The sequence below is a fragment of the Pseudomonas sp. S3E12 genome, from assembly GCF_001702295.1.
GTDB classification, from domain to species: domain Bacteria; phylum Pseudomonadota; class Gammaproteobacteria; order Pseudomonadales; family Pseudomonadaceae; genus Aquipseudomonas; species Aquipseudomonas marginalis.
Genome location: NZ_MBDT01000022.1, coordinates 156,199 through 181,032 on the forward strand (window position 1 = coordinate 156,199; position 24,834 = coordinate 181,032).

Consider the following 24,834-nt stretch of genomic DNA (forward strand, 5'->3'; position numbering starts at 1 on the left):
GCCTAGGCGAGGTGCCGAGTGTTGGGGCGAAGCGTTTTTGGTTACTTTTGGCGCTCTTCCAAAAGTGACCCGCCGTAAGGGCGGAACCATAGGTAGCCGTGACCGCAGCAACGGATATGTACTCACCCAAACCCAACGACATGGTCGGCCCGAAGGCCGCCACGGAAGCAATCTCCCTCGCCACAGACCGCTGAAAAAATTGTGTAGATACTTATGCTCATCGGGGGCAAGCCCCCTCCCACATTTTTAACCCAGTACATCAGACAAAAAACCGGTCGGCTCTAAGGCCGCCGCGCTTTGGCTTTTGATCTCAAATCGCCCCGTCAAACACGCTGGCCGAACACAGGCTTTGGGCATGGCGGCCCACGCTCCAAAGCCGGAGTGAGGGCACACCGAGCCTAGGCGAGATGCCGAGTGTTGGGGCACAGACCACTGAACGTTGTGTAGATACCGATGAGGCCCTCAAACCCAGCGGAGATTAAAGCCCTTCCAACTCCGCCATCAAATCACTCAACCGATCCACCTTCTCCGCACTGATCTCATTGGCCGCCAGCCCCTCGATGTACGCGGCCAACTCCGCCACCGTGCTGCATTCGAACATCGCCCGCAGCGGCACATCCCGCTGCAGGGTCTTCTGCACGCGCGAAGCAATCTGCGTGGCCAGCAGCGAGTGGCCGCCCAGTTCGAAGAAGTTGTCCTGCACACCGACCCTGTCGACTTTCAGCACCTCGGCCCAGATCGCGGCCAAGGTGTTTTCCAGTTCGTTGCGTGGTGCCAGGTAGTCCTGGCTGTGCAACTGACCGATCTCGAGTGCCGGCAGGGCCTTGCGGTCGAGTTTGCCGTTGGCGTTGAGCGGCAGGCGCTCGAGCCATAGCCAGTGCAGCGGCACCATGTACTCCGGCAGTTCGGCGCGCAGGCGTTGCTTGATGCGGTCCAGGCGTTCGCCCGGATTCAGCCTCTCATCGGCGGCCACCAGGTAACCCACCAGATGCTTGCCGTTGACGCCCTCCTGCACGCCCACCGCCGCGTCGCGCACTTGCGGTTGTTCATGCAGGCGCGCTTCGATTTCACCCAGCTCGATGCGGTAGCCGCGAATCTTCACCTGATGATCGATACGCCCGACGTACTCCAGCACGCCATCGCTGCGCCGCCGTGCCAGGTCGCCGGTGCGGTACAGGCGCTCGCCCGGTGCGCCGAACGGGTTAGGCACAAACACCTGGGCGGTGCGCAGCGGATCGCTGACATACCCGCGGCCCACCCCGGTGCCGGCCACGCACAGCTCACCGACCGCCCCCTGGGGCACCAATTCCAGCGCGCCATCCACCACGTACAAACGGTTATTGTCCGTCGGCGTACCAATCGGCAGGTAAGTGCCACGGGTGGACGCCAGGTCGACGCGGAAGAACGCCACATCGTCCGAACATTCCGCCGGGCCGTAGGCGTTGACCAAGCCGATGTCCGGGTAACGCAACAACCACTGGTGCGCCAGCTCCGGCGGCATCGCTTCACCGGTCGGCAGCATCCAGCGCAAACCGTCCAGGCTGATGCGATCCTGGGCCAGCATGCCCTGGATCAGCGACGGCACGCTTTCCAACACGGTGATGCCGTGTGCCTGCACATGGGCCAGCAAGCCCTGCGGATCGTGGGCGATGCTGTTCGGCACGATATCCACCCGTGCACCGAACAGCGGCGCGGCGAGGAATTGCCACACGGAAATATCGAAGCTTTGCGAGGCGGTCTGGGCGATCACATCCGCTGGCGTCAGGTCCATATACGGCACCTTGCTCAATTGGTTATTGAGCATGCCGCGCTGTTCGACCATCACGCCTTTGGGCAAGCCGGTGGAGCCCGAGGTGTAGATCACGTAGGCAAGGTTGTCCGGGCCGCTGTAGATGCCAGGGTTTTCCCCACGGGCTGGCACGTCCTCCCAGACCAGCAACTGGCAATCGACGCCGTCCAGCAGCTCGATGGCCTGCTCGCGGCACGCCTCGGTGCATACCAGCAACGGTGTGCGACTCAGGTCGATGATGCGACTCAGGCGCTGGCTCGGCAGGCCCGGGTCCAACGGCAGGTAACCGGCACCGGCCTTGAAGCTGCCGATGATCATGCCCAGCAGGTCGAGGTTACGCTCGGCCAGCAACGCCACCGGTTGGTCCAGGCCGACGCCCGCCGCAATCAGTGCATGACCCAGGCCGTTACCGCGCCGGTTCAGCTCGTCATAAGTCCATTGCCGGTCCAGGCAACGGGCGGCGATGCGCTGCGGATGCGCGCTCACCTGGGCTTCGAACAGCTCGATATAGCTGCGTTCCAGCGGGTAGGCGTGTTCGCTCTGGTTGCAGCCGTCCAACAGGAACGCGCGTTCCTGCTCGCCCATCAGCGGCAGGTCGGCCATATCACCGTGGAAGCCCTGCACCAGCGCCAGCAGCAAGCGCTTGAATTCACCGAGCATGCCTTGCACGGTGGTTTCGTCGAAGTAACGCTGGTCGTAGGACAGGTGCAGGCCGAGGTCATCCCCCGGGTAGCACACGGCGGTCAGCGGGAAATTGGTGTGGGTGCGGCCGGAGTCCGAGGTGGCATTCAGGCTGTCAGCGCGGTCCAGCACCGAGACTTCCACCGGGGCGTTTTCGAACACGAACAGGCTGTCGAACAGCGGCTGGCCCTTGGGCAGTTCGCTGTGTTCCTGGATCGTCACCAGCGGCAGGTATTCGTACTCGCGCAGTTGCATATTGCTGTCGAGCAACGCGTTCAACCACTGGCGTACGCTGCAACGCTGGTCGTCCTCGGGCAGCTTCACCCGCAGCGCAATGCTGTTGATAAACAGGCCGACGGTGCGTTGCATCTCGGGCATTTCCACCGGGCGCCCGGCCACGGTGACGCCGAACAGCACGTCACGCTCGCCGCTCAAGCGTCGCAGCACCAAGGCCCAGGCCGCCTGGGCAAAGGTGTTGACGGTGAGTTGATGGGCCTGGGCCAGTTCGCGAAGTTGCGCACCGTCACGGGCGTCGAGGCGGGTGTAGCAGTCACCCACCACCATGCCGCCACTGTGGCCGGCATGTTCGCGCAGGAACGGCCGGTCGCTCGGGATCGGCGTAGTGCGCTCGAACCCTTGCAGGTTCTGCTGCCACCACTGGCGTGCTTCGGCGAGGTTCTGGCGTTGCAGCCAGGCGATGTAGTCGCGGTAGCGCGGCGGCGTGGCCAGCTGCGCTTCACGACCTTCGCCGAGGGCCATGTAGATATCGAAGAAGTCATTCATCAGCAGCGAGCGGCACCAGGCATCGATCAGGATGTGGTGGTTGCTCATCATGAACCAGTAGCGCGCTTCACCGACGCGGATCAGGCGCAGGTGGAACGGCGCCTGGTTGAGCAGATCGAAACCGGCTTCGCGTTCGGCCTTGAGCAGCGCTTGCAGGCGCGATTCCTGTTCGCTTTCCTGGTCGGCACTCCAATCCAGGTACTCGATCGGCGTGCTGCCGGGCTTGTGGATCACTTGCAGCATGTCTTCGCCGACGTTCCAGCAGAACGAGGCGCGCAAGGCTTCGTGGCGGGCGATCACCGCTTGCCAGGCCTGGGCGAAACGCTCGGGGTCCAGAGCGCTGTTGATGCGGTAGCGGTCCTGCATGTAGTAGAGGCCGGTGCCCGGCTCGAGCAGGGTGTGCAGCAGCAGGCCTTCTTGCATCGGGGTCAGCGGGTACACGTCTTCGATGGCGCTGGCCGGTACCGGCAAGCTGTCGAGTTGCGACTGGCTCAAGTGCGCCAGGGGGAAGTCGGACGGCGTGAGGCCGCCGGCGTTGTCCTCCAGGCAATGGGCGACCAACGCTTGCAGTTCGGCCAGGTAGGCCTGCGCCAGGTCCTGGATGGCCTGTGGGTCGTGGCGTTCGCGGCTAAAGGTCCAGCGCAGCACCAGTTCGCCGCCGTACACCTGGCTGTCCACACTCAGTTCGTTGGGCAGCGGCGCATCCGGGTCATGGGCCAGGCCCACCGATTCGTCCAGTGGGTGGAACAGTGCATCGGCGCCGAAGCTTTGATCGAACTGGCCAAGGTAGTTAAAGGTGATCTGCGCACTCGGCAAGGCAGCCATGCTCTGTTTGCACAGGTCATCGGCGAGGTAACGCAGCACGCCGTAGCCCAAACCTTTATGGGGCACCGCACGCAGCTGTTCCTTGATCGCCTTGATCGAGTCGCCCTGCCCGGTTTGCGGGGTCAGGCGCAGTGGATAAGCGCTGGTGAACCAGCCGACACTGCGGGTCAGGTCGATGTCGTCGAACAGGCTCTCGCGGCCATGGCCTTCGAGCTGGATCAGCGCCGACCCGTGCCCGCTCCAGCGGCACAGCACACGGGCCAGGGCGGTCAGCAGCAGGTCGTTGACCTGGGTGCGGTAGGCACTCGGCGCCCGTTGCAGCAACTGCCGCGTGTGTTCGGCATCCAGGCGCACGCTGACGGTGTCGGCATCACGGTTGCGCCGCGAACCGTGCGGGCGAGCCACGGGCAATGCCGCGTCAGGGCCGGCCAACCGGTCCTGCCACAGGCTCAACTCTTCACGCAGGGATTCGCTGCCGGCGTACGCCTGCAAGCGCGCGGCCCAATCGCGCAGGGCGCTGGTCTTGGCCGGCAGGCTGACGGACTGGCCGTCGCTGAGCTGGCGGTAAACGTTTTGCAGGTCTTCGAGCAACACGCGCCACGACACACCGTCCACCACCAGGTGATGGATCGCGATCAGCAAACGTTGCTGGCCATGGGGGCCATCCACCAGCAAGGCGCGCAACAGCGGGCCGCGCTCCAGGTCGAGGCTGCGCTGGGTGTCGGTGAACAGCGCGCTGCACTGTTGCATGTCGCGCACTTGCGCCTGCATCAGCACGCCGCCTTTGGGTACGGCCAAGTGTTCGGCATGCCATTGCGCATCGCGCCGGGTGAAGCTCAGGCGCAGGGCGTCGTGGTGTTCGAGTACCGCCAGCAACGCTTGCTCCAGGCGATGAGGCTCGAGCAGTTGCAGCGGCTTGAGCACCAGCGCCTGGTTCCAGTGCTGGCGCGCGGGAATATCGGTGTCGAAGAACCAGTGCTGGATCGGCGTAAGGCCCGAAGCGCCGGTAAGCACGCCTTGCTCGGCGCTGACCTGCTCGGAGCGCGTGGCCACCCCGGCCAGGGTTTGCACCGTCTGGTGCTGGAACAGGTCGCGGGGGCTGAAGTGAATCCCCGCCTGTCGCGCACGGCTGACCACCTGGATCGACAGGATCGAATCGCCGCCCAGTTCAAAGAAGTTATCGTCGAGGCCGACCTGCTGCACGTTCAACACCGCGCACCAGATCGCCGCCAAGGTGCTTTCCAGTTCATTGCGCGGCGCCACGTAGTGTTGGCGATTGGCCTCGGGATCGGGTTGCGGCAGGGCGCGGCGGTCGAGCTTGCCGTTGGCGGTCAGCGGCATGCTGTCGAGTACGATCAGGTGCGCGGGCACCATGTAGTCCGGCAGTTGCGCCTTGAGATGGGCCTTGAGCGCCTCACGCAAGGTGGCGTGGTCGGCATCGCTGACCAGGTAGGCCACCAGTTGCCTGCCACTCGGCGAATCCAGCGCCAGCACCACCGCTTCGCGCACGGCTGCGTGCTCCAGCAGGCGGGTTTCGATCTCGCCCAGTTCGATACGGAAACCGCGAATCTTCACCTGGTGATCGATACGCCCCAGGTACTCCACCAGGCCATCGGCGCGCTGGCGCACCAGGTCGCCGGTGCGATACAGGCGACCGCCCTGGCGGGCAAACGGGTCGGCGACAAACCGTTCGGCCGTCATCCCCGGACGTTCGTGGTACCCCTGGGCCAGACCGGCGCCGCCCACATACAACTCGCCGGTCGCGCCTTGCGGCACCAAGGCCAGGTCGGCGTCGAGAATATAGGCCACGCGGTCGCCGATGATGCTGCCGATCGGCACGCTGCCGGCGCCCTCTTCCAACTGCTGCGGCGCCAGGCTGGCCAGGGGCATGACCACGGTTTCGGTCGGCCCATAGGCATTGAAAAACACCTCGGGCTGGAACGCCGCACGGATACGCTGCAGGTGTTCGCCGGTCAGCGCTTCGCCGCCGGTGATGCACATGCGCACCGGCAAGGTCTGGTGCTGGGTCGCCAGCCACTGCGCCAACTGGCTGCCGTAGCTCGGGGTAAAACCGAGGATGTTGATGCGATGGGTACGGATCAGCCCGCAGATTTCTTCGGCATCCCACTGGCCCTGGGCGCGCAGGACCACCTGGGCACCGCTGAGCAGCGGCACCAGCAGACGCTCGGTGGCGGCGTCGAAGTTGATCGAATAGAAATGCAGCTCGCAATCATCCGGGCGCATGCCGAAGCGCTCGATCACGGCCTGGCAATGCATGGCGATTTCACCGTGGGACACCACCACGCCCTTGGGTTTACCGGTGGAGCCGGAGGTGTAGATCAGGTAGGCCTGATGTTGCGGCAAACTGATAAACGGCAGCTCGCCGGCCGGGTAATTGGCCAGCACCGGCAAGTCATCTTCCAGGCACCAGCAGGCCACGGTCGCCGGCAATTCGCCGAGGGCGTCGAACATCGCCGCATCGCTGAGCAACAGGCCGATGCCGCTGTCTTCGATCATGTAGTGCAGGCGGTCCAGCGGGTATTCCGGGTCCAGCGGCACATAGGCGCCACCCGCCTTGAGGATCGCCAGCAGGCCGATGACCATTTCCAGCGAGCGCGGCAGCGCCAGGCCGACCCGCACCTGCGGGCCGACGCCGCGCTCGCGCAGCATCCAGGCCAGGCGGTTGGCGCGGGCGTCGAGTTCAGCGTAGGTGAGGGTCACACCGGCAAAGGTCAGCGCCGGGGCATCGCCACGCTTGAGCGCCTGCCGGCTGAACAGTTGCTGGAGGCACTGGTCGAGGCGATGCTCGCCCGCCTCCACGCCCAGGCTGTCCTGCAACGCGCGTTGCTCGGTGGCGCTCAGCAACGGCAGTTCGCTGAGGCGTTGTTGCGGGTTGGCGATCAACGCTTCGAGCAGGTTGCGCCAATGCTCGGCCATGCGCGCGATACGCGGTTCATCGAACAAATCGGTGCTGTAGGTCAGGCAGCAACCCAGGCGGTGGTCGAGGTCGGTGACTTCCAGGTTGAGGTCGAACTTGGTCGCGCGGGCATCGTTGGCCAGGTATTCGACGGTCATGCCGGCCAGTTGGCGGCTCTGCTGGAATTCCCAGCGTTGCACGTTGCACATCACCTGGAACAGTGGGTTGTACGCCGCGCTGCGCGGCGGTTGCAGGGCTTCTACCAGGTGGTCGAACGGCAGGTCCTGATGGGATTGGCCTTCGATCACGGTGTGACGGACCTGCTCGAACAGCTCGGCAACACTCATCTGCCCCGTGAGCTGGCAACGCAGCACCTGGGTGTTGAGGAACGCGCCGATCAGCCCTTCGCTTTCCGGGCGAATGCGGTTGGCCACCGGCGCGCCGATACGCAGGTCGGTCTGGCCGCTGTAGCGGTAGAGCAACACGGCCAGGGTGGCGGTCATGGTCATGAACAGGGTCAGGCCACGTTCGGCGTTGAAGGCACGCACACGGGCGGCCAGATCGTCGCTGAGGTCGAAGCGGTACAGCTCGCCCCGGTGACTTTGCACCGGTGGCCGTGGGCGGTCGCCGGGCAATTCGAGCAGTGGGTGTTCGTTGCCCAGTTGCGCGGTCCAGTAGTCCAATTGGCGTTGGCGTTCGCCGGACTCCAGCCACTGGCGTTGCCACACGCTGTAGTCCAGGTACTGCACCGGCAACGGTGCCAGCGGCGACAGGCGCTCATCGATAAAGGCTTCGTACAGCGCGCTGAGTTCACGGGCAAAGATGTCCATGGCCCAGCCTTCGGTGACGATATGGTGCAGGGTCAGCACCAGGTAGTGCTCCCGCTCACCGGCCTTGACCAGGCACGCGCGCAGCAGCGGCCCGGTTTCCAGGTTGAACGGAGTGTGGGCCTCGTGGTCGGCCAGTCGCTGCAAACGCTGCTCGCGCTCGCCTTCGTTCAACGCCGACATATCCTGCCAGTCCATGCGCAGGCCGGTCTGCGCCGAGACCTTTTGATAGGCCACGCCGTCGACGCTCGGGAATGTAGTGCGCAGGGTTTCGTGGCGCATGACCAAGGCCTGCAACGCCGCCTCGAAACGCCCCACATCCAGCACGCCACGCAGGCGTGCCATGCCACCGACGTTGTAGGCCGGGCTGTCCGGTTCCATCTGCCAGAGGAACCACATGCGCTGCTGGGAATACGACAACGGCACCGGCAGGCTGCGGTCGACGGTGGCGATTGCGGTTTGCTGGTTGCGTTGGCCGCTGGCCTGGATCAGGCCGACTTGCTCGGCAAAAGCCCCCAGCTCGCTGGCCTCGAACAAGGTGCGCAACGGCAACTCGACGTCGCAGGCCTGGCGGGTGCGGGAGATGATTTGCGTGGCCAGCAGCGAGTGGCCGCCGAGGGCGAAAAAGTCATCGCGCAGGCCGATTGTTGCCAAGCCGAGTACTTCGCGCCAGATCGCTGCAATCTGCTGCTGCAACGGTGTTTCGGGCTCGATGTGTTCGCGGGTTTGCCACACCGGCGCCGGCAATGCGCGACGGTCGAGCTTGCCGCTGGGGCTCAGGGGCATCGCGTCCAGGCGCATCAGTTGCGCGGGCACCATGTACTCCGGCAGCTCGGCGGCCAGGGCGGCTTTGACGTCCTGTTCGTCCAGGGCGGCATGGGCGGTGTAGTAACCGATCAACTGCGCATCGCGCACCTGCACCACGGCCTGGGCGACACCGTCCAGGGCCAGCAGGCGTGCTTCGATTTCTTCCGGTTCCACCCGGAAGCCGCGCAGCTTGACCTGCTGGTCGAGACGGCCGAGGTATTCGAGCACGCCATCCGCACTCCAGCGTGCACGGTCACCGCTGCGATACAGGCGTGCGCCCGCCTCGCCCAGCGGGTCGGCGACAAAGCGCTCAGCGGTCAAGCCGGCACGCCCAAGGTAGCCACGGGCCAGGCCGATGCCACCGATGCACAGCTCACCCGGCACACCGGCCGGCAAGGGGTTGAGTTGCTCGTCCAGCACGCGGCAAATCACATTGCCCAGCGGCCGGCCAATCGGCGAGCGCTCGCCATCCTCGGCGCGGCACTGCCAGTGGGTGACGTTGATCGCCGTCTCGGTCGGGCCATAACGGTTGTGCAATTGCACCGCCGGCAACTGCGCCAATACGCGATTGCGCAACTCGGCGGGCAAGGCTTCGCCACCAGAGAACAGGCGACGCAGGCTGGTGCACTCGGGCACCAGCGGTTCGTCGATAAACAGCTGCAACAGCGGCGGCACGAAGTGCAGCGTGGTCACGCCGTACGCCTGCACCAACTGCGCAATGCGGTGCGGGTCACGATGTTCGCCAGGGCCGGCCAGCACCAGGCGGCAGCCGGTGATCAACGGCCAGAAGCACTCCCACACCGACACGTCGAAACTGATCGGTGCCTTTTGCATCAGCACGTCGCTGTCATTGAGTTGATAGGTGGCCTGCATCCACTGCAAGCGCTCGGCCAGGGCCGCATGGGTATTGCCCACGCCCTTGGGCTGGCCGGTGGAGCCGGAGGTGTAGATCACATAGGCGAGGTTGTCGCCATCGAGGTGCAGGCCGGGCGGCTGGGTCGGCCAGCTGTCGAGGTGCAGGCTGTCCATGGCAATCACGCACACGCCTTCGGCACTCGGCACGCGGTCCAGCAATGCGGTCTGGGTCAACAGCAGGTGCACGCCGCTGTCCTTGAGCATGTAGGCCAGGCGCTCGGCAGGGTAATCCGGGTCCAGCGGCACATAGGCGCCACCGGCCTTGATGATCGCCAGCAGGCCCACCAGCAACTGCGGCGAACGTTCGGCGGCAATGGCTACGCACACGTCCGGGCCGACGCCTTTGTCGCGCAGGTAATGGGCCAGGCGGTTGGCCTGGGTGTGCAGTTGGGCGAAGGTCAGGCTGCCGTCCTGCCAGACCAGCGCGGTGTTGTCCGAGGTGTGTTGGTTGAGCAGTTCGGGCAACCATTGTTGAGCCGGTGCGCATGGCGCCTGGTTCCACGCTTGCTGTTCGTCCTGCGGCATCAGCGGGAGATCACCGATGGCCTGTTGCGGTTGTTCGCACACGGCCTGCAGCAGGTGGATGAAGTGCGCGGCCAGGCGCTGGATGGTCGCGCTGTCGAACAGTTCGTCGGCGTAGTCGAAGGACAGGCTCAGGCGCCCGTTGCGGTCTTCTTCGCTGTGCAGTTGCAGGTCGAACTTGGCTTCGCGGCTGTGCCAGGGCAGCTCGTCGGCGAGCATGCCCGGCAGGCGGCGCAAGGCGCTGAGGTCGCGTTGCTGGTGGTTGAACATGACCTGGAACAGGCCCTGTTCGCGGGCTTGCGGGAAGGCTTCCAGCAGTTGCTCGAAGGGCAGGTCCTGATGGGCCTGGGCGCCCAATGCAGTCTGGCGGGTGGCGGCTAGCAGCTCAGTGAAAGGCTGGCGCCCGTCCAACTCGGCACGCAGCACCAGGGTGTTGATAAAGAAGCCGATCAGGCCTTGGGTTTCCTGGCGCGGGCGGTTGGCGTTGGGCACGCCGATGCGGATATCGCGCTGGCCGCTGTAGCGGTAGAGCAAGGTCTGGAACGCCGCCAGCAACAGCATGAACGGCGTGGATTCGTGGGCCTGGGCGGTCTGGCGAATCGCCTCGCTGAGGCTGACACTCAGGCGCACACTATGGCGCGATGCGCTGTGGCGTTGCCGGGCCGCACGCGGGTGGTCGGTGGCCAGGCTCAGGGTCGGGTGCTCGTCGCCCAACCGCGCTTTCCAGTACGCCAGTTGGCGCTGGCCTTCACCGTCGGCCAGCCATTGGCGCTGCCAGCTGCCGTAGTCGGCGTACTGCAAGGCCAGTGGCGGCAACGCCAGGGCCTGGCCCTGGCTTGCGGCGGCGTACAGCCGCGAGAACTCGTCGATGAGGATATTCAACGACCAGCCATCGGCGATGATGTGATGCAGGGTCACCAGCAACTGGTGATCGTCCTCGTCCAGGCGCACCAGGGTCACCCACAGCAGCGGGCCTTTTTCCAGGTCGAACAGGGTGCGGGCTTCGTCCTCACGGATCTGTTGTGCGCGGGCTTCACGCTCGGCGACAGGCAAGTCGCTGAGATCGATGACCTGCAGGTCGAAATCACTGTTGGCCTCCACACGCTGGAAGCCCTGCCCATCGCGCTCATAGAAGCGGGTGCGCAAGGCTTCGTGGCGCTGGATCAGGTGCTGGAAGCTTGAGCGCAGCGCGTCTTCATCCAGCTCGCCACGCAGCCGCAGGGCGCCGGGGATGGTGTAGGCGCTGCTTTGCGGGTCCAGTTGCCAGGTGATCCACAGGCGGTTCTGGGCCAGGGATTGGGGCAGTTCGTCCTGGCGCGACAACGGGCGGATCGCACCTTGGGCAATGCCGCCGTCCTGTTGCAGTTGCGCCACGCCGGCGGCGAACCCGGACAGCGTCGGCGCCTCGAACAGCAGGCGCAGGTTCAACTCCAGGCCGAGGGTTTCCCGCAGGCGCGCGACCACCTGGGTGGCGGTGATGGAGTTGCCGCCGAGCAGGAAGAAGTGGTCGTCGGCCGCCACCGTGGCGACCTGCAACTGCTCGCACCAGATCGCGGCGATCCGGCTTTGCAGTTCGGATTCCAGTGCAACAGCGCTCGCCTGGGCGTGCAAATCGGGGAACTGTGCGTAGCAGTCGAGGCTGCCGTCAGCCTGCCGAAGCGCGCACGCTGCACGCTGCACCTTGCCACTGGAGGTCTTGGGCAAGCCGCCGGGGTTGAGCAACACCACCACGCACGGCGCCTCTTGATAGGCCTCGGCCACGGCTTGGCGGATGGCTTTGATCAGCGCTTCAGGCGGCAGGATCTTCTGCACGCTGCGGCTGATTTCTGCGGCGATGCCGATGCCTTCCAGGCCGTTGTCATTCACCGCAAACGCCGCGACCCGGCCCTTGCGCACCACTTCCACTTCGCGCTCGATGGTCTGCTCGATGTCCTGGGGGTAGAGGTTATGGCCGCGTACGATCAGCAGGTCTTTCAGGCGACCGGTGATGTACACCTCGCCCTCGCGGATAAAGCCCAGGTCACCGGTGCGCAGCCAGGTACGGCCGGCATGCTGCACGAAGGTCTTGGCGCTGGCCTCCGGGTTGCGCCAGTAGCCGTGGGCGATGCTCGGGCCGCTGGCCCAGAGTTCGCCGACGCAGTTGTCGGCCAGCTCGCTCAGTGTGTGCGGGTCGGCGATCAGCACCGCGTGTTCCGGCTGGGAGGTGCCGCAACTCATGATCGCACTGCCCCGCCCCGGCTCGGCACGGTTGGCGGCCAGGGCCTGCTCGTCGACGCGCAGCGCCGGGATACCATGGCCACGCCGGCCGCCGGCGACGAACAGGGTGGCTTCGGCCAGGCCGTAGGAGGCGAAGAAGTTATCCGGGGTAAACCCGCAGGCGGCGAACTTCTCGGCGAAGCGCTCGAGGGTGTCGAGGCGGATGGGCTCGGAGCCGGAATAGGCCACGCGCCAGTTGCTCAAATCCAGGCGTTCCAGGGCCGACTCACTGACCCGCTCGCTGCACAGGCGGTAGGCGAAATCCGGCCCGCCGCTGATGGTGCCGCGGTATTCGCTGATCGCTTCGAGCCAGCGCAATGGCCGGCCGAGGAAATAGGCCGGCGACATCAACACGCACGGTACGCCGCTGAAAATCGGTTGCAGCAGGCCGCCGATCAGGCCCATGTCGTGGTACAGCGGCAGCCAGCTGACGATCACGTCGTCAGGGTTCAGGTCGATGCCAAAGCCGCGCCGGATCAGCACTTCGTTGGCCATCAGGTTGCCGTGGCTGACTTGCACGCCCTTGGGCAACGCGGTGGAGCCGGAGGTGTATTGCAGGAAGGCGATGTCGTCGGGTTGCAGGTCGGGGGCGCTCCAGGCGCTGGCGATCTGTGCGTCGAGGGTGTCGACACTCAGCACCGGCGGCGCGTTTTCGATCTGCCCGAGGCCCTCGGCCAGGCTGGCGATGGTCAGCAGCAGACGTGGTTCGGCGTCACCGATAATCGACAGCAAGCGCTCCTGGTGATGACGGCGGGTGGACTCCGGCGGGTAGGCCGGCACCGCGATCACCCCAGCGTACAGGCAGCCGAAGAACGCCGCGACGTAGTCCGGGCCACTGGGGAACAGCAGCACCGCACGGTCGCCCTGTGCCGCATTGGCCTGGAGGGCGGCGGCGATGGTCCGGGCGCGTTGGTCCAGGTCACGGTAACTGAGTACCACGTTGTGCTCGGCCGACTCGGCGAGGAAGCGCAGGGCGACCTGGTCCGGGGCCTGGGCGGCGCGACGTTGAAGGGACTCGACCAGGGTGCGGGGAAGTTCGAAGGCGTCCATCATGGGGTTCCTGCCTGAAATCGGCTTACGGGAAATTCGGGAATGGGAGAGCGATCAGCCGGCGGCCATTTGCCGCGCCGCGCCATTGCGCCAGCGGGCCAGGTGTTCGTCGGCATAGCGCCGCACGCAGCGCAATACGGCGCTTTCGTGCTGGATAAGGAAGAAGTGGTGGCCGTCGAACATGTCCAGGGAAAAACCGCTGGCGGCATCGAGCTGCCAGTCGAGCAACTGGTCGGCGCGCACGCTGTCCTGCTTGCCGCCGAACACATGGATCGGCAGGTCCAGCGGCTTGCGCTCGCCGTAGGTGAAGCTGCCGCACAGCAGGAAGTCGGCACGCAGGATCGGCAGCATCAACTGCATCAACTCGGGATTGGCCAGGGCTTCTTCGGCAGTGCCTTGCAGTTCGCGCAGGCGGGCGATCAGTTGCGCGTCGGTCTTTTCGATGGCGTATTCGCTGACATCGCGGCGGGCCGGGCCGGCCGTGCCGGAGGCGAACAGCGCCAGCGGCGCAGGGACATTCCGTGCCTTTAACGCGTGGGCCAATTCAAAGGCCAGCAGGCCGCCGAGGCTATGGCCGAACAACGCATAAGGGCCGCTCAAGTCGTGACTGATTTCCTCCGCGAGCTGCGCCGCCAAGGCCTTGATATCGCGCTGCAGGGGCTCGTCCATGCGCATGCCCCGTCCAGGCAATTCCAGCGGGCACACCTGCAACCACTCCGGCAACGTGCGGCGCCAACGCGCGTAAACCATGGCGCTGGCGCCCGAATAGGACAGGCAGAACAGGCGCAGTCGAGTCGGCGTAGTCATCCCGCGACGACTCCAAACTGAAACACGCTGTGTGCACGATAAAAACCCATGTCGTCCTCCTGCGGGTGCTGATCCTTGGCCGCTTGACTAACGGCCCTGTCACCCAGAAGAACGGACGGCACCGGCAAATAATTAGTCGCCGGGTACCTGCGAGACGTGGTTCACACCTAACAAGAAAGCATAAGATTAGTTCGCCTTCTCATTTGACAATCATTATCATTCAGCATAATTTGTTGCCCGATGTGTAGGAGGCCTCAGCAAGGACGCCCTCCCCTAACCTCTTTTGCGACAAGGTGATTTCCATGACGGAACAAGTATCCACAGGCAGGTGCGACTCACCGCTTCTCCAGGCATTTGTCGACAATCGACTGATTCTGGTGAAGATTGCGGCACGTATTACCGGGTGCCGCTCCCGTGCCGAAGATGTAGTGCAGGACGCCTACTTCCGCCTGCAATCGGCGCCGACGATCACGTCATCGTTCAAGGCCCAACTGAGTTATCTGTTCCAGATCGTGCGCAACCTGGCGATCGATCACTACCGCAAGCAGGCCCTGGAACTCAAATATTCCGGGACGGAAGAGGAAGGCTTGAATGTGGTCATTCACGGCGCTTCACCGGAAACCTCCCACATCAATTTCAACACCCTGGAAAACATCGCCGACGCCCTGACGGAGTTGCCCCAGCGCACCCGCTATGCGTTCGAGATGTACCGCCTGCACGGTGTGCCGCAAAAGGACATTGCCAAGGAACTGGGGGTTTCACCGACGTTGGTGAACTTCATGATTCGCGATGCGCTGGTGCACTGCCGCAAGGTGTCCGGCAACCATAGCGATACGTTTGCACGGCGCGTGTGACCTCAGGGTACCGCCATCACATCGATGCGGTACGGCTCGAAAATCTTCAGCATCTCGCCGCTGTCGCGCAAGCGCTTGAGCAACGCCGAAAACGCCTCGCCCGTGATCGGCGCCTTGGGCCGCAGCAACGCGTAGTGGTGATAGACCTGGTCGATGCGCTCCGAGACCAGGAACTGCCCGGCCATATCCGTATTGCGCACCATGAAGTCACTCAGGTACGAACGGGTTACCAAGGCGATGTCCGCACGCCCGCGCGCAACCATCAGCAGGTTGCTGTCATGGGAATAGGTCAAGGTGGCGTTGAAGTGCTCGGCCAAGTACTTGGGGTCGGGGTTGAAGTTGGCAAAGGCGTAGTGATAGCCGCTGAACACCGCCAGGCGTTTCCCGGCAAGGTCGGCGAAATAGTCCTGGCCTCGACCAGGCTCACGCTGGGCGACGAAGATTTCCGCATCTTCCAGACCCATGTCGATGCTGGTGTGGGCAACCTTCTGCCAGCCCCAATCGGGATTTTCGAAGATGGCCATGTCGATACGGCCTTGTTCGAAATCACGAAAACGCCGGGGGATGGAGGTGGGTACCAGCACAAACTGGTAGTCGGTTTGCGAGGCGTTCAAGGCCTCCACCAATTGAGGCAACAGACCGGTGTCGGCGCCCTGCTCCGGGCGCACGGTGTAGGGCGGAAAATGCGCCGCGCCGATGCGCACCAGTTGCGCAGCCGAAGCCGGCAACCACGCTGCGGTGCCGAGTGCCCATAAAGTAAGTCCTGCAGCCAACCGCCATGGCGAAAACATCAAGGCACACACCGTTTAATACATCGATGTCGATAAGCTAGGCGTTTTTGCCCAGCTAGACAACTTTCCACCGGCAAATTAATAGCTTGCGCCTCACTCGGCCTTCAAAACCATCAACAAGGCTTCTTCGGCCAATTGCTCCAGGGTCAGGTTGCCCTCGGCGCGAAACCAGGTGGTGGTCCAGGACAAGGCTCCGGTGAGGAAGCGTCGCGCAATAAACACATCGCCCTTGATGTAACCCGCCGCCTTGGCCTCGCCCAGCACCTGCAGCCAGATGTCTTCGTACACATCGCGCAACGCCAGCACCTGGGCCTGGGCGTCGGTCGACAGCGAACGCCATTCATACACCAGCACCGCCATGGCCTCGCCGCTGCCGCCCATGATCGACTGCAATTCGCAGCGAATCAGCGCCAGCACACGTTCGCGTACGGTGCTCGCTTCCTCGAGCGAGGCACGCATCAAGGCCGTGTTGTAGTGGATGGTTTCCTCCATCACCGCGCGCAGGATCTCGTCCTTGCTCTTGAAGTGATGAAAGATGCTGCCGGACTGGATGCCCACGGCACTGGCGAGGTCGCGCACGGTGGTGCGTTCAAAGCCCTTGTTGCGAAACAGGTGCGCCGCGGTTTGCAGCAACTTGCCCCGGGCACTGTCGGGGTCGGTCAATTGGCCGCCGTCGACCATGGTGCGCATCACCCGCAGGGCTTTGTGCTCATCCATGCTGCTCTCCTCTACTTCTACTGACGTCTTGGCCGGCAATTTAGGCCGTGCCAGTCACCCAAGCAAGCGCTTGGCCAAAACTTGTGACCGGAGTTTACAAACCAAGCGCTTGCTTGGTAGTCTCGTTGCCAGCCATTCGAGGAAGGATTTCTCATGAGCAAGACGGTTCGTATCGGCTGCGCCAGCGCCTTCTGGGGTGACACCTGCAGCGCGGCCGCGCAGTTGGTGCACGGCGGCAAGCTGGACTACCTGGTGTTCGACTACCTGGCGGAAGTCACGATGTCGATCCTCGCCGGTGCACGGATGAAAGATCCCCAGGCCGGCTACGCCACGGATTTCGTCGAGGTGCTCACACCGCTGCTGGCCGAGATCCAGCGCCAGGGCATCCGCGTGATCAGCAATGCCGGCGGCATCCACCCCCAGGCCTGCGCCGCCGTCCTGCAAGCTGCCTGCGATAAAGCCCAGGTGCCGTTGAAAATCGCCGTGCTGCTGGGCGATGACCTGCACCCCCGGCTCAAGCACCTGCACGGCATCACCGACATGTTCAACGGCGTACCGCTGCCGCCCCTGTGCGTATCGGCCAATGCCTACCTCGGCGCACCGGGCATTGCCCAGGCGCTGCAACTGGGCGCGGACATCGTCATCACCGGCCGGGTGGTCGACAGCGCGGTGGTCAGCGCGGCGCTGGTGCATGAATTCGGTTGGTCATGGCAGGACTACGACCGCCTGGCCCAGGCCGCGTTGGCCGGGCATATCATCGAATGCGGCGCACAGTGTACCGGTGGCAACTTCACCGACTGGCGTGACGTGCCCGACTACGAGCACATCGGCTTCCCCATCGTCGAGGTTAGCGCTGACGGCCAGTTCACGGTCAGTAAAGTCGAGGGCAGCGGTGGCCTGATCAGCGAACTGAGCGTGGCCGAACAGCTGCTGTATGAAATCGGCGACCCACACGCGTATCTGCTGCCCGATGTGATCTGCGATTTCAGCCAGGTGAAGCTGCAGCAGCAAGGCAAAAACTGCGTACGCCTGCACGGCGCCAAGGGGTTGCCGCCAACGCATCAGTACAAGGTCAGCGCCACTTACCCGGAGGGCTTTCGCTGCACCGCCAGTTGCCTGATCGCCGGGATAGACGCGGTGGCCAAGGCCGAGCGGGTCAGCCAGGCGATCATCAACAAGACCTCGGAACTGTTCAGCCAGCGCGGCTGGGCGCCCTACACCGACGTGAATATCGAACTGCTGGGCAGCGAAGCGACGTATGGCCCCCGCGCCCTGCGCCACGACTGCCGCGAGGTGGTGGTCAAGCTGGCGGTGCGCCACCCGAGCAAGCCGGCGCTGGTGCTGTTCGCCCGCGAGATCGCCCAGGCGGCCACGGGCATGGCGCCGGGGCTGACCGGGATTGTCGGCGGGCGGCCGACGGTGTACCCGCTGATCCGCTTGTTCTCGTTCCTGATCGATAAGGCCGCCTGCGAGGTGGTAGTCGACTTCCAGGGTCAACGCCACGTCTGCACGCTGCCCATCGTCGACGCGCCGATCCTGCCTGCCGCGCCGATGGATCCGCCCCAGCCCCAAGGCCGCGCCGACGCCAGCGTGGCGCTGGTGAAACTCGCCGTGGCGCGCTCCGGCGACAAGGGCAACCACAGCAATATCGGGGTCATCGCCCGCGCCCCCGAGTACCTGCCGTGGATTGCCGAAGCGCTGACGCCAGAGGTGCTCGTCGACTGGATGGGCCATGTGCTCGACCCCGTGCACGGCCGCGTTGAACGCTGGTATTTGCCCGGCAGCCACAGCCTCAATTTCCTGCTGGAAAACGCCCTGGGCGGCGGCGGCATCGCCAGCCTGCGCATCGACCCCCAGGGCAAGGCCTTCGCCCAGCAGCTGTTGGAAATCCCCATCGCCGTGCCGCAACACATCGCCGATCAACTCACATAAAGGAGCGTCGCCGTGGCCTTCGACTCGATCTTCAAAGCCGGCCTGTTCCAGGGTCACACCGTGATCGTCAGCGGCCGCGACACAAGGCGGAGCAATAAACCATGCCGCTGATTGACAGCCTGATCGATCCCCATAGCCCGCAGTTCGCCCAGAACCGCGCCGCCATGCTGGAAGGCATCCAACACCTGCGCCAGTTGGAACAGACCCTGCTGGGCAAGGCCGAGGAAGCCAGGCCCAAGTTCGAAAAACGCGGCCAACTGCTGCCCCGCGAGCGCCTCAACCTACTGCTGGACCCGGGCGCGCCGTTCCTGGAACTGGCGAGCCTGGCCGGCTACAAGCTGCATGATGACAAGGACGGCAGCGCCGCCGGCGGTGGGTTGATCGCCGGTATCGGCTACGTCAGCGGCGTACGCATGCTGGTGGTGGCCAATAACAGCGCGATCAAGGGCGGCACCGTTTCGCCCTCCGGCCTGAAAAAATCCCTGCGCCTGCAACAGATCGCCATGGACAACAAACTGCCGGTGGTGACCCTCGCCGAAAGCGGTGGCGCCAACCTCAACTACGCCGCGCAGATTTTCGTCGAAGGCGCGCGCAGCTTTGCCAACCAGGCGCGCATGTCCGCCATGGGCTTGCCGCAGATCACCGTGGTGCACGGCTCGGCCACGGCGGGGGGCGCGTACCAGCCAGGGCTGTCGGATTACGTGGTGGTGGTGCGCGGCAAGGCCAAGCTGTTCCTAGCCGGCCCGCCGCTGCTCAAGGCGGCGACCGGTGAAGTCGCCACCGATGAAGAATTGGGCGGCGCCGAAATGCATGCACAGATCGCCGGCACCGCCGAATACCTGGCGGAAAACGACGCCGATGGCGTGCGTATCGTGCGTGAAATCGTCAGCCTGTTGCCTTGGGATGAGCGCCTGCCGTTGACGCCCAAACGCACTTACGCCGAGCCGCTGTACCCCATCGACGACCTGCTGGGGCTGATCCCCGCTGACCCGAAAAAGCCCTACGACGTGCGCGAAATCCTCGCGCGCCTGGCCGACGGCTCGCAGTTCCTCGAGTTCAAGGCAGCGCTCGACGCCCATACCGTCTGCGGCCATCTGCACATCCAGGGCCGCGCGGTCGGCGTGATCGGCAACAACGGCCCGATCACGCCCAAGGGCGCGAGCAAGGCGGCGCAGTTTATCCAGCTGTGTGACCAGAGCCGCACACCGCTGCTGTTCCTGCACAACACCACCGGCTTCATGGTGGGTACCGAAGCGGAGCAGCAAGGGGTGATCAAGCATGGCGCGAAGATGATCCAGGCGGTGGCCAACGCACGGGTGCCTAAACTCACGGTGGTGGTCGGTGGCTCCTACGGCGCCGGCAACTATGCAATGTGCGGTCGCGGCCTGGACCCGCGTTTTATCTTCGCCTGGCCCAACAGCCGCACGGCGGTGATGGGCGGAGCCCAGGCGGGCAAGGTGCTGCGGATCGTCACCGAGGCCAAGCAGTTGAAAGACGGCCTGGTGCCGGATCCCAAGGTGCTGGACATGCTCGAACAGGTCACCGCGCAAAAACTCGACAGCCAGTCCACCGCACTCTATGGCAGCGCGAACCTGTGGGATGACGGGCTGATAGACCCACGGGATACCCGTACCTTACTCGGCTTTCTGCTGGATATCTGTCACGAGGCCGACGTCCGCGAGTTGCAGCCCAACAGCTTCGGCATCGCGCGCTTCTAACCGGAGAACAAGAACAATGATCTTCACCCAGGAACACCAGGAATTGCGCCGCACCGTCCGTGCCTTCGTCGACCGCGAGATCAACCCCCATGTGGACGCATGGGAAAAGGCCGGGCGCTTCCCCATCCACGACATCTTCCGCAAGGCCGGCGACCTCGGCTTGCTGGGCATTTCCAAACCGGAACAATTCGGCGGCATGGGCCTGGACTACAGCTACTCGATCGTCGCCGCCGAAGAGTTCGGCACCATCCGCTGCGGCGGCATCCCCATGTCCATCGGCGTGCAGACCGATATGTGCACCCCCGCCCTCGCCCGCTTCGGTTCCGATGAATTGCGCGACGAATTCCTGCGCCCGGCCATCAGCGGCGAGCAGGTCGGTTGCATCGGCGTCTCGGAAACCGGCGCCGGTTCCGACGTGGCCGGGTTGAAAACCCATGCGCGCAAGGACGGCAGCGACTATGTGATCAACGGCAGCAAAATGTGGATCACCAACTCGCCCAGCGCCGACTTTATCTGCCTGTTGGCCAACACCTCCGACGACAAGCCGCATATCAACAAGTCGCTGATCATGGTGCCGATGAACACCCCAGGGATCAGCGTCAGCCCGCCCCTGGAAAAACTCGGCATGCACAGCTCCGAGACCGCCCAGGTGTTCTTCGACGGCGTGCGCGTGCCCCAGCGCAATCGCATCGGCCACGAAGGCGCGGGGTTCATGATGCAGATGCTGCAGTTCCAGGAAGAACGCCTGTTTGGCGCGGCCAATATGATCAAGGGCCTGGAGTACTGCATCGACAGTACCGTCGAGTACTGCAAGGAGCGCCAGACCTTCGGCAAGGCGCTGATCGACAACCAGGTGATTCACTTTCGCCTGGCCGAACTGGCCACCGAAATCGAATGCCTGCGCGCACTGGTCTACCAGGCCACCGAACAGTACATCAAGGGCCAGGACGTGACCCGCCTGGCCTCCATGGCCAAGCTCAAGGCCGGGCGCCTCGGCCGCGAAGTCAGCGACAGTTGCCTGCAATACTGGGGCGGCATGGGCTTCATGTGGGACAACCCGGTGGCCCGCGCCTATCGCGATGTGCGCCTGGTGTCGATTGGCGGCGGCGCCGATGAAATCATGCTGGGCATCATCTGCAAGTTGATGGGCACTTTACCGGGGAAAAAGCCATGAATACCCTGCTGCTCGAACCCCACAACGGCGTGTTGCACATCACCCTCAACCGGCCCGAATGCCGCAATGCCATGAGCCTGGAAATGGTCAACGAACTGCGCGCGGTGCTGGCCGGGTTGGACAGCCAGGTGCGCGCCGTGGTGATCAGCGGCGCAGGCGGGCATTTTTGCGCCGGTGCCGATGTGAAGGACCTGATCAGCACAGGCGATCAATTGCAGGCGTTGAACCGGGCCTTCGGCACGTTGCTGCAAGCGGTGGAAGCCGTGTCGCCAGTGGTCATCGTGGTACTGCAAGGCGCGGTGCTGGGCGGCGGGTTTGGCCTGGCCTGCGTGAGTGACATCGCGATTGCCGATCACCAGGCGCAGTTCGGTTTGCCGGAGACCAGCCTGGGGTTGCTGCCGGCACAGATTGCGCCGTTTGTGGTCAAGCGTATCGGCCTGACCCAGGCGCGGCGACTGGCGCTGACGGCGGCGCGGTTCGATGGGTTGGAAGCTCAACGGCTGGGGCTGGTGCACTTCACCGAGACCGATCCGCAGGCGTTGGCCGAACGTCTGGATGAGGTGCTGGGGCAGGTGCTGCGCTGCGCCCCAGGCGCCAATGCGCGCACCAAGGCGCTGCTGCTGGCCAGCGTGGAGCAGCCCCTGGGGCCGCTGCTGGACCAGGCAGCGCAGTGGTTTGCCGAAGCAGTGACCAGTGCAGAAGGGATCGAGGGGACGCAGGCGTTTGTGCAGAAGAGAAAGCCTCGGTGGTGCAAGTGACGTCCGCTGAGCATGGGTATCTACACAATTTTCTGTGGTCTGTGGCGAGGGCGCTTGCTGCTGTGGCGGCCTTCGGGCCGACCATGTCGTTGGCTTTGAGCGAGTACATATCCGTTGCTGCGGTAACGGCGGCTATTGGTTCCGCCCTTACGGCGGGTCACTTTGGAAAAGCCCCAAAGTAACCAAAGGGCTCTTGCCCCACCACTCGGTACCTCGCCTAGGCTCGGTATGCCCGAACGCAGGCTTGAATCCGTGGGCCGCCGTCATGGGCCATCCCTGGCCCAGGACGGCTAACCCGGCGTCCTGCCGGGTTACCCACGGATTCAAGCCTGCGTTCGGCCAGCGTGGTTAACGGGGCGCCTAAGATCAAAATCAAAAGCAGATCAAGAGCCAGAGCAGATCAAAAGATTGCTGACTTCGTCAGCGGTTAAGGAAGTAGAAGCCACACCGCGTACGCTTCAAAGATCAGGTCGGCTTTAAGGCCGCCTCGCTTTGTTTTTGATCTGGGATCGCCCCGTCAAACACGCTGGCCGAACGCAGGCTTTGGAGCGTGGGTAACCCGGCAGGACGCCGGGTTAGCCGCACTGGGCCAAGGATGGCCCATTGCGGCGGCCCACGCTCCAAAGCCGGAGTGAGGGCACACCGAGCCTAGGCGAGGTGCCGAGTGTTGGGGCGAAGACCTTTTGCTTACTTTTGGGTCTTTCCAAAAGTGAGCCGCCGTAAGGGCGGAACCATAAGTGGCCGTTACCTAAATAACGGATATGCACACGGAGCAAAAAATGCCGCAGTTCACAAAAATCCTCATCGCCAACCGCGGCGAAATCGCCTGCCGCATCCAGCGCACGGCCCAGGCCTTGGGCTACCGCACCGTCGCCGTCTACAGCGACGCCGACGCCGAGGCCCTGCACGTGCAGATGGCCGACGAAGCCGTGTGCATCGGCCCCGCTGCGGTACAACAGTCCTACCTCAATATCCAGGCCATCCTCGAGGCCGCGGAAAAAACCGGCGCCGATGCCATCCACCCCGGCTACGGCTTCCTCTCGGAAAACTCCGGCTTCGCCCGCGCCTGCCAGGACGCCGGCCTGACATTCATCGGCCCCAGCGCCGAGGCCATCGAACTGATGGGCAGCAAGCGCCGGTCCAAGCTCGCCATGCTCGAGGCCGGCGTGCCTTGCATCGCCGGCTACCAGGGCAGCGCCCAGGATGACACCTGCCTGCAACGTGAAGCCGAGCGCATCGGCTACCCGCTGATGATCAAGGCCAGCGCCGGCGGCGGTGGCCGTGGCATGCGTCTGGTCCACCAGCCGGAGGCGCTGCTGGACAACCTGCACAGCGCCCGCTCGGAGGCCAGGCATGCGTTCGGCAGTGACGAACTGATCCTCGAACAGGCGCTGATCGAGCCGCGCCACGTCGAGATCCAACTGTTCGGCGACCGCCACGGCAACCTGATTTACCTCGGCGAACGGGACTGCTCGATCCAGCGCCGCCATCAAAAAGTCATCGAGGAAGCGCCCTGCCCGGTGATGACGCCCGAACTGCGCCAGGCCATGGGCGAAGCCGCGCTCAAGGCCGGGCGCGCAGTGAATTACCTCGGCGCCGGTACCGTGGAATTCCTGCTCGACCGCAACGGCCGGTTCTACTTCCTGGAAATGAACACCCGCCTGCAAGTGGAGCACCCGGTCACCGAGCTGATCACCGGCCTCGACCTGGTGGCCTGGCAACTGCAGGTCGCCGCCGGCCAGCCGCTGCCGCTCGAGCAGGCGCAGGTGAGCCTGAGCGGCCACGCCATGGAAGTGCGCCTCTATGCCGAAGACCCGGCCCAGGGCTTCCTACCGCAAACCGGTGAGGTGCTGCGCTGGGAACCGGCCGTGGGCGTACGGGTTGACCATGGGCTGTACGAAGGCGAAACCATCAGCCCGTTCTATGACCCGATGCTCGGCAAGCTCATCGCCCATGGCGCCACCCGCGAAGAAGCCCGGCGCAAACTGCTGCGGGCGGTGGAAGACACGTTGTTGCTGGGGGTGACGACCAATCAGCGCTTGTTGGCTGAATTGCTCAAGCACCCAGGCTTTATCGACGGTGATTTCAACACCGGCTTTATCGCCGAGCACTTCGGCGAAATACCGCGCCCGGCCGCGACAAGTGATCAACTCGCCCTGGCCGCCGCGCTGTTTTACCAACACAGCGCCGACCAGCATCCCCACGGCCTCGCGGGATGGCGCAACAACGCCCGTGTTCCCTGCACCTTTCGCCTGGAGGTCGACGGCGAAATCCATACTGTCACCGCCGCCCCCCTGCTACTCAGCACCGATGGCCGTCACGCCACCGTGGTGCTCAACGGCGTTCGCCGGCGTATCGCCTATCACCTTGAGGGCTCCCGGCTGTGGCTGCCTGGCCTTACCGTCACCAACCGCACCCAGCAGGTTGCCGGGCGCCAGGCCGACGCCGGCAGCGGCACGGTCAAGGCACCGATGGACGGTGCCATCGTCGACGTCCGCGTCAGCACCGGTGAACAGGTGACTAAAGGCCAACTGCTGCTGGTGCTCGAAGCCATGAAAATGGAGCATCCACTCAAGGCCGACAGGGACGGCGTGGTCAAGGCCGTGCAGGTGATGGCGGGCGATCAGGTACGCAATCGCCAGGTTCTGCTGGAGATCGAATAACCCCCTAGTCGGAACTACAAGGCCGGTCTACGCTCTATCCCCAACGGG

10 protein-coding genes are annotated in these 24,834 nt (G+C 64.4%); 6 read left to right on the top strand and 4 right to left on the bottom strand.

Annotated elements, in window-relative coordinates:
• Nucleotides 1-478: 478 nt before the first annotated feature.
• Entirely contained in the window at nucleotides 479-13,375 is a 12,897-nt protein-coding gene (locus BB029_RS20130) for a non-ribosomal peptide synthetase (protein ID WP_065940532.1), read from the bottom strand.
• A 51-nt stretch (nucleotides 13,376-13,426) separates the two neighbouring features.
• Nucleotides 13,427-14,179, bottom strand: a complete 753-nt coding sequence (locus BB029_RS20135) for a thioesterase II family protein (RefSeq protein ID WP_065940533.1) — start codon at nucleotides 14,177-14,179, stop codon at nucleotides 13,427-13,429.
• 302 nt (nucleotides 14,180-14,481) lie between these two features.
• Here BB029_RS20135 and BB029_RS20140 point away from each other — a divergent pair, with 302 nt between their 5' ends.
• Entirely contained in the window at nucleotides 14,482-15,033 is a 552-nt protein-coding gene (locus BB029_RS20140; RefSeq protein WP_027603895.1) for an RNA polymerase factor sigma-70, read from the top strand.
• 2 nt (nucleotides 15,034-15,035) lie between these two features.
• Here the strand turns inward: BB029_RS20140 and BB029_RS20145 are convergent, their stop codons facing one another.
• Together BB029_RS20145 and BB029_RS20150 are read right to left on the bottom strand one after the other, a co-directional pair.
• On the bottom strand, nucleotides 15,036-15,824 hold the full coding sequence (locus tag BB029_RS20145) for an ABC transporter substrate-binding protein (protein WP_065940534.1): 789 nt from the start codon (nucleotides 15,822-15,824) through the stop codon (nucleotides 15,036-15,038).
• Nucleotides 15,825-15,917: 93 nt separating this feature from the next.
• A complete protein-coding gene (locus BB029_RS20150) occupies nucleotides 15,918-16,541 on the bottom strand; it encodes a TetR/AcrR family transcriptional regulator (protein ID WP_065940535.1) in 624 nt (207 codons plus the stop codon).
• A gap of 153 nt (nucleotides 16,542-16,694) precedes the next feature.
• Here BB029_RS20150 and BB029_RS20155 point away from each other — a divergent pair, with 153 nt between their 5' ends.
• From BB029_RS20155 to BB029_RS20175, 5 genes are all read left to right on the top strand, one after another.
• Nucleotides 16,695-18,473: an acyclic terpene utilization AtuA family protein gene (locus BB029_RS20155; RefSeq protein WP_065940536.1), complete on the top strand. Its 1,779-nt coding sequence runs from the start codon at nucleotides 16,695-16,697 to the stop codon at nucleotides 18,471-18,473.
• A gap of 101 nt (nucleotides 18,474-18,574) precedes the next feature.
• Nucleotides 18,575-20,191: an acyl-CoA carboxylase subunit beta gene (locus tag BB029_RS20160; protein WP_065940537.1), complete on the top strand. Its 1,617-nt coding sequence runs from the start codon at nucleotides 18,575-18,577 to the stop codon at nucleotides 20,189-20,191.
• A gap of 16 nt (nucleotides 20,192-20,207) precedes the next feature.
• Nucleotides 20,208-21,365, top strand: a complete 1,158-nt coding sequence (atuD, locus tag BB029_RS20165; RefSeq protein WP_065940538.1) for a citronellyl-CoA dehydrogenase — start codon at nucleotides 20,208-20,210, stop codon at nucleotides 21,363-21,365.
• Nucleotides 21,362-22,123, top strand: coding sequence for an enoyl-CoA hydratase/isomerase family protein (locus BB029_RS20170; RefSeq protein ID WP_065940539.1), 762 nt, complete (start codon nucleotides 21,362-21,364; stop codon nucleotides 22,121-22,123). The genes atuD and BB029_RS20170 overlap by 4 nt, the downstream gene beginning before the upstream one ends.
• A gap of 779 nt (nucleotides 22,124-22,902) precedes the next feature.
• Nucleotides 22,903-24,786, top strand: a complete 1,884-nt coding sequence (locus BB029_RS20175) for an acetyl/propionyl/methylcrotonyl-CoA carboxylase subunit alpha (protein WP_065940540.1) — start codon at nucleotides 22,903-22,905, stop codon at nucleotides 24,784-24,786.
• Nucleotides 24,787-24,834 lie beyond the last annotated feature (48 nt).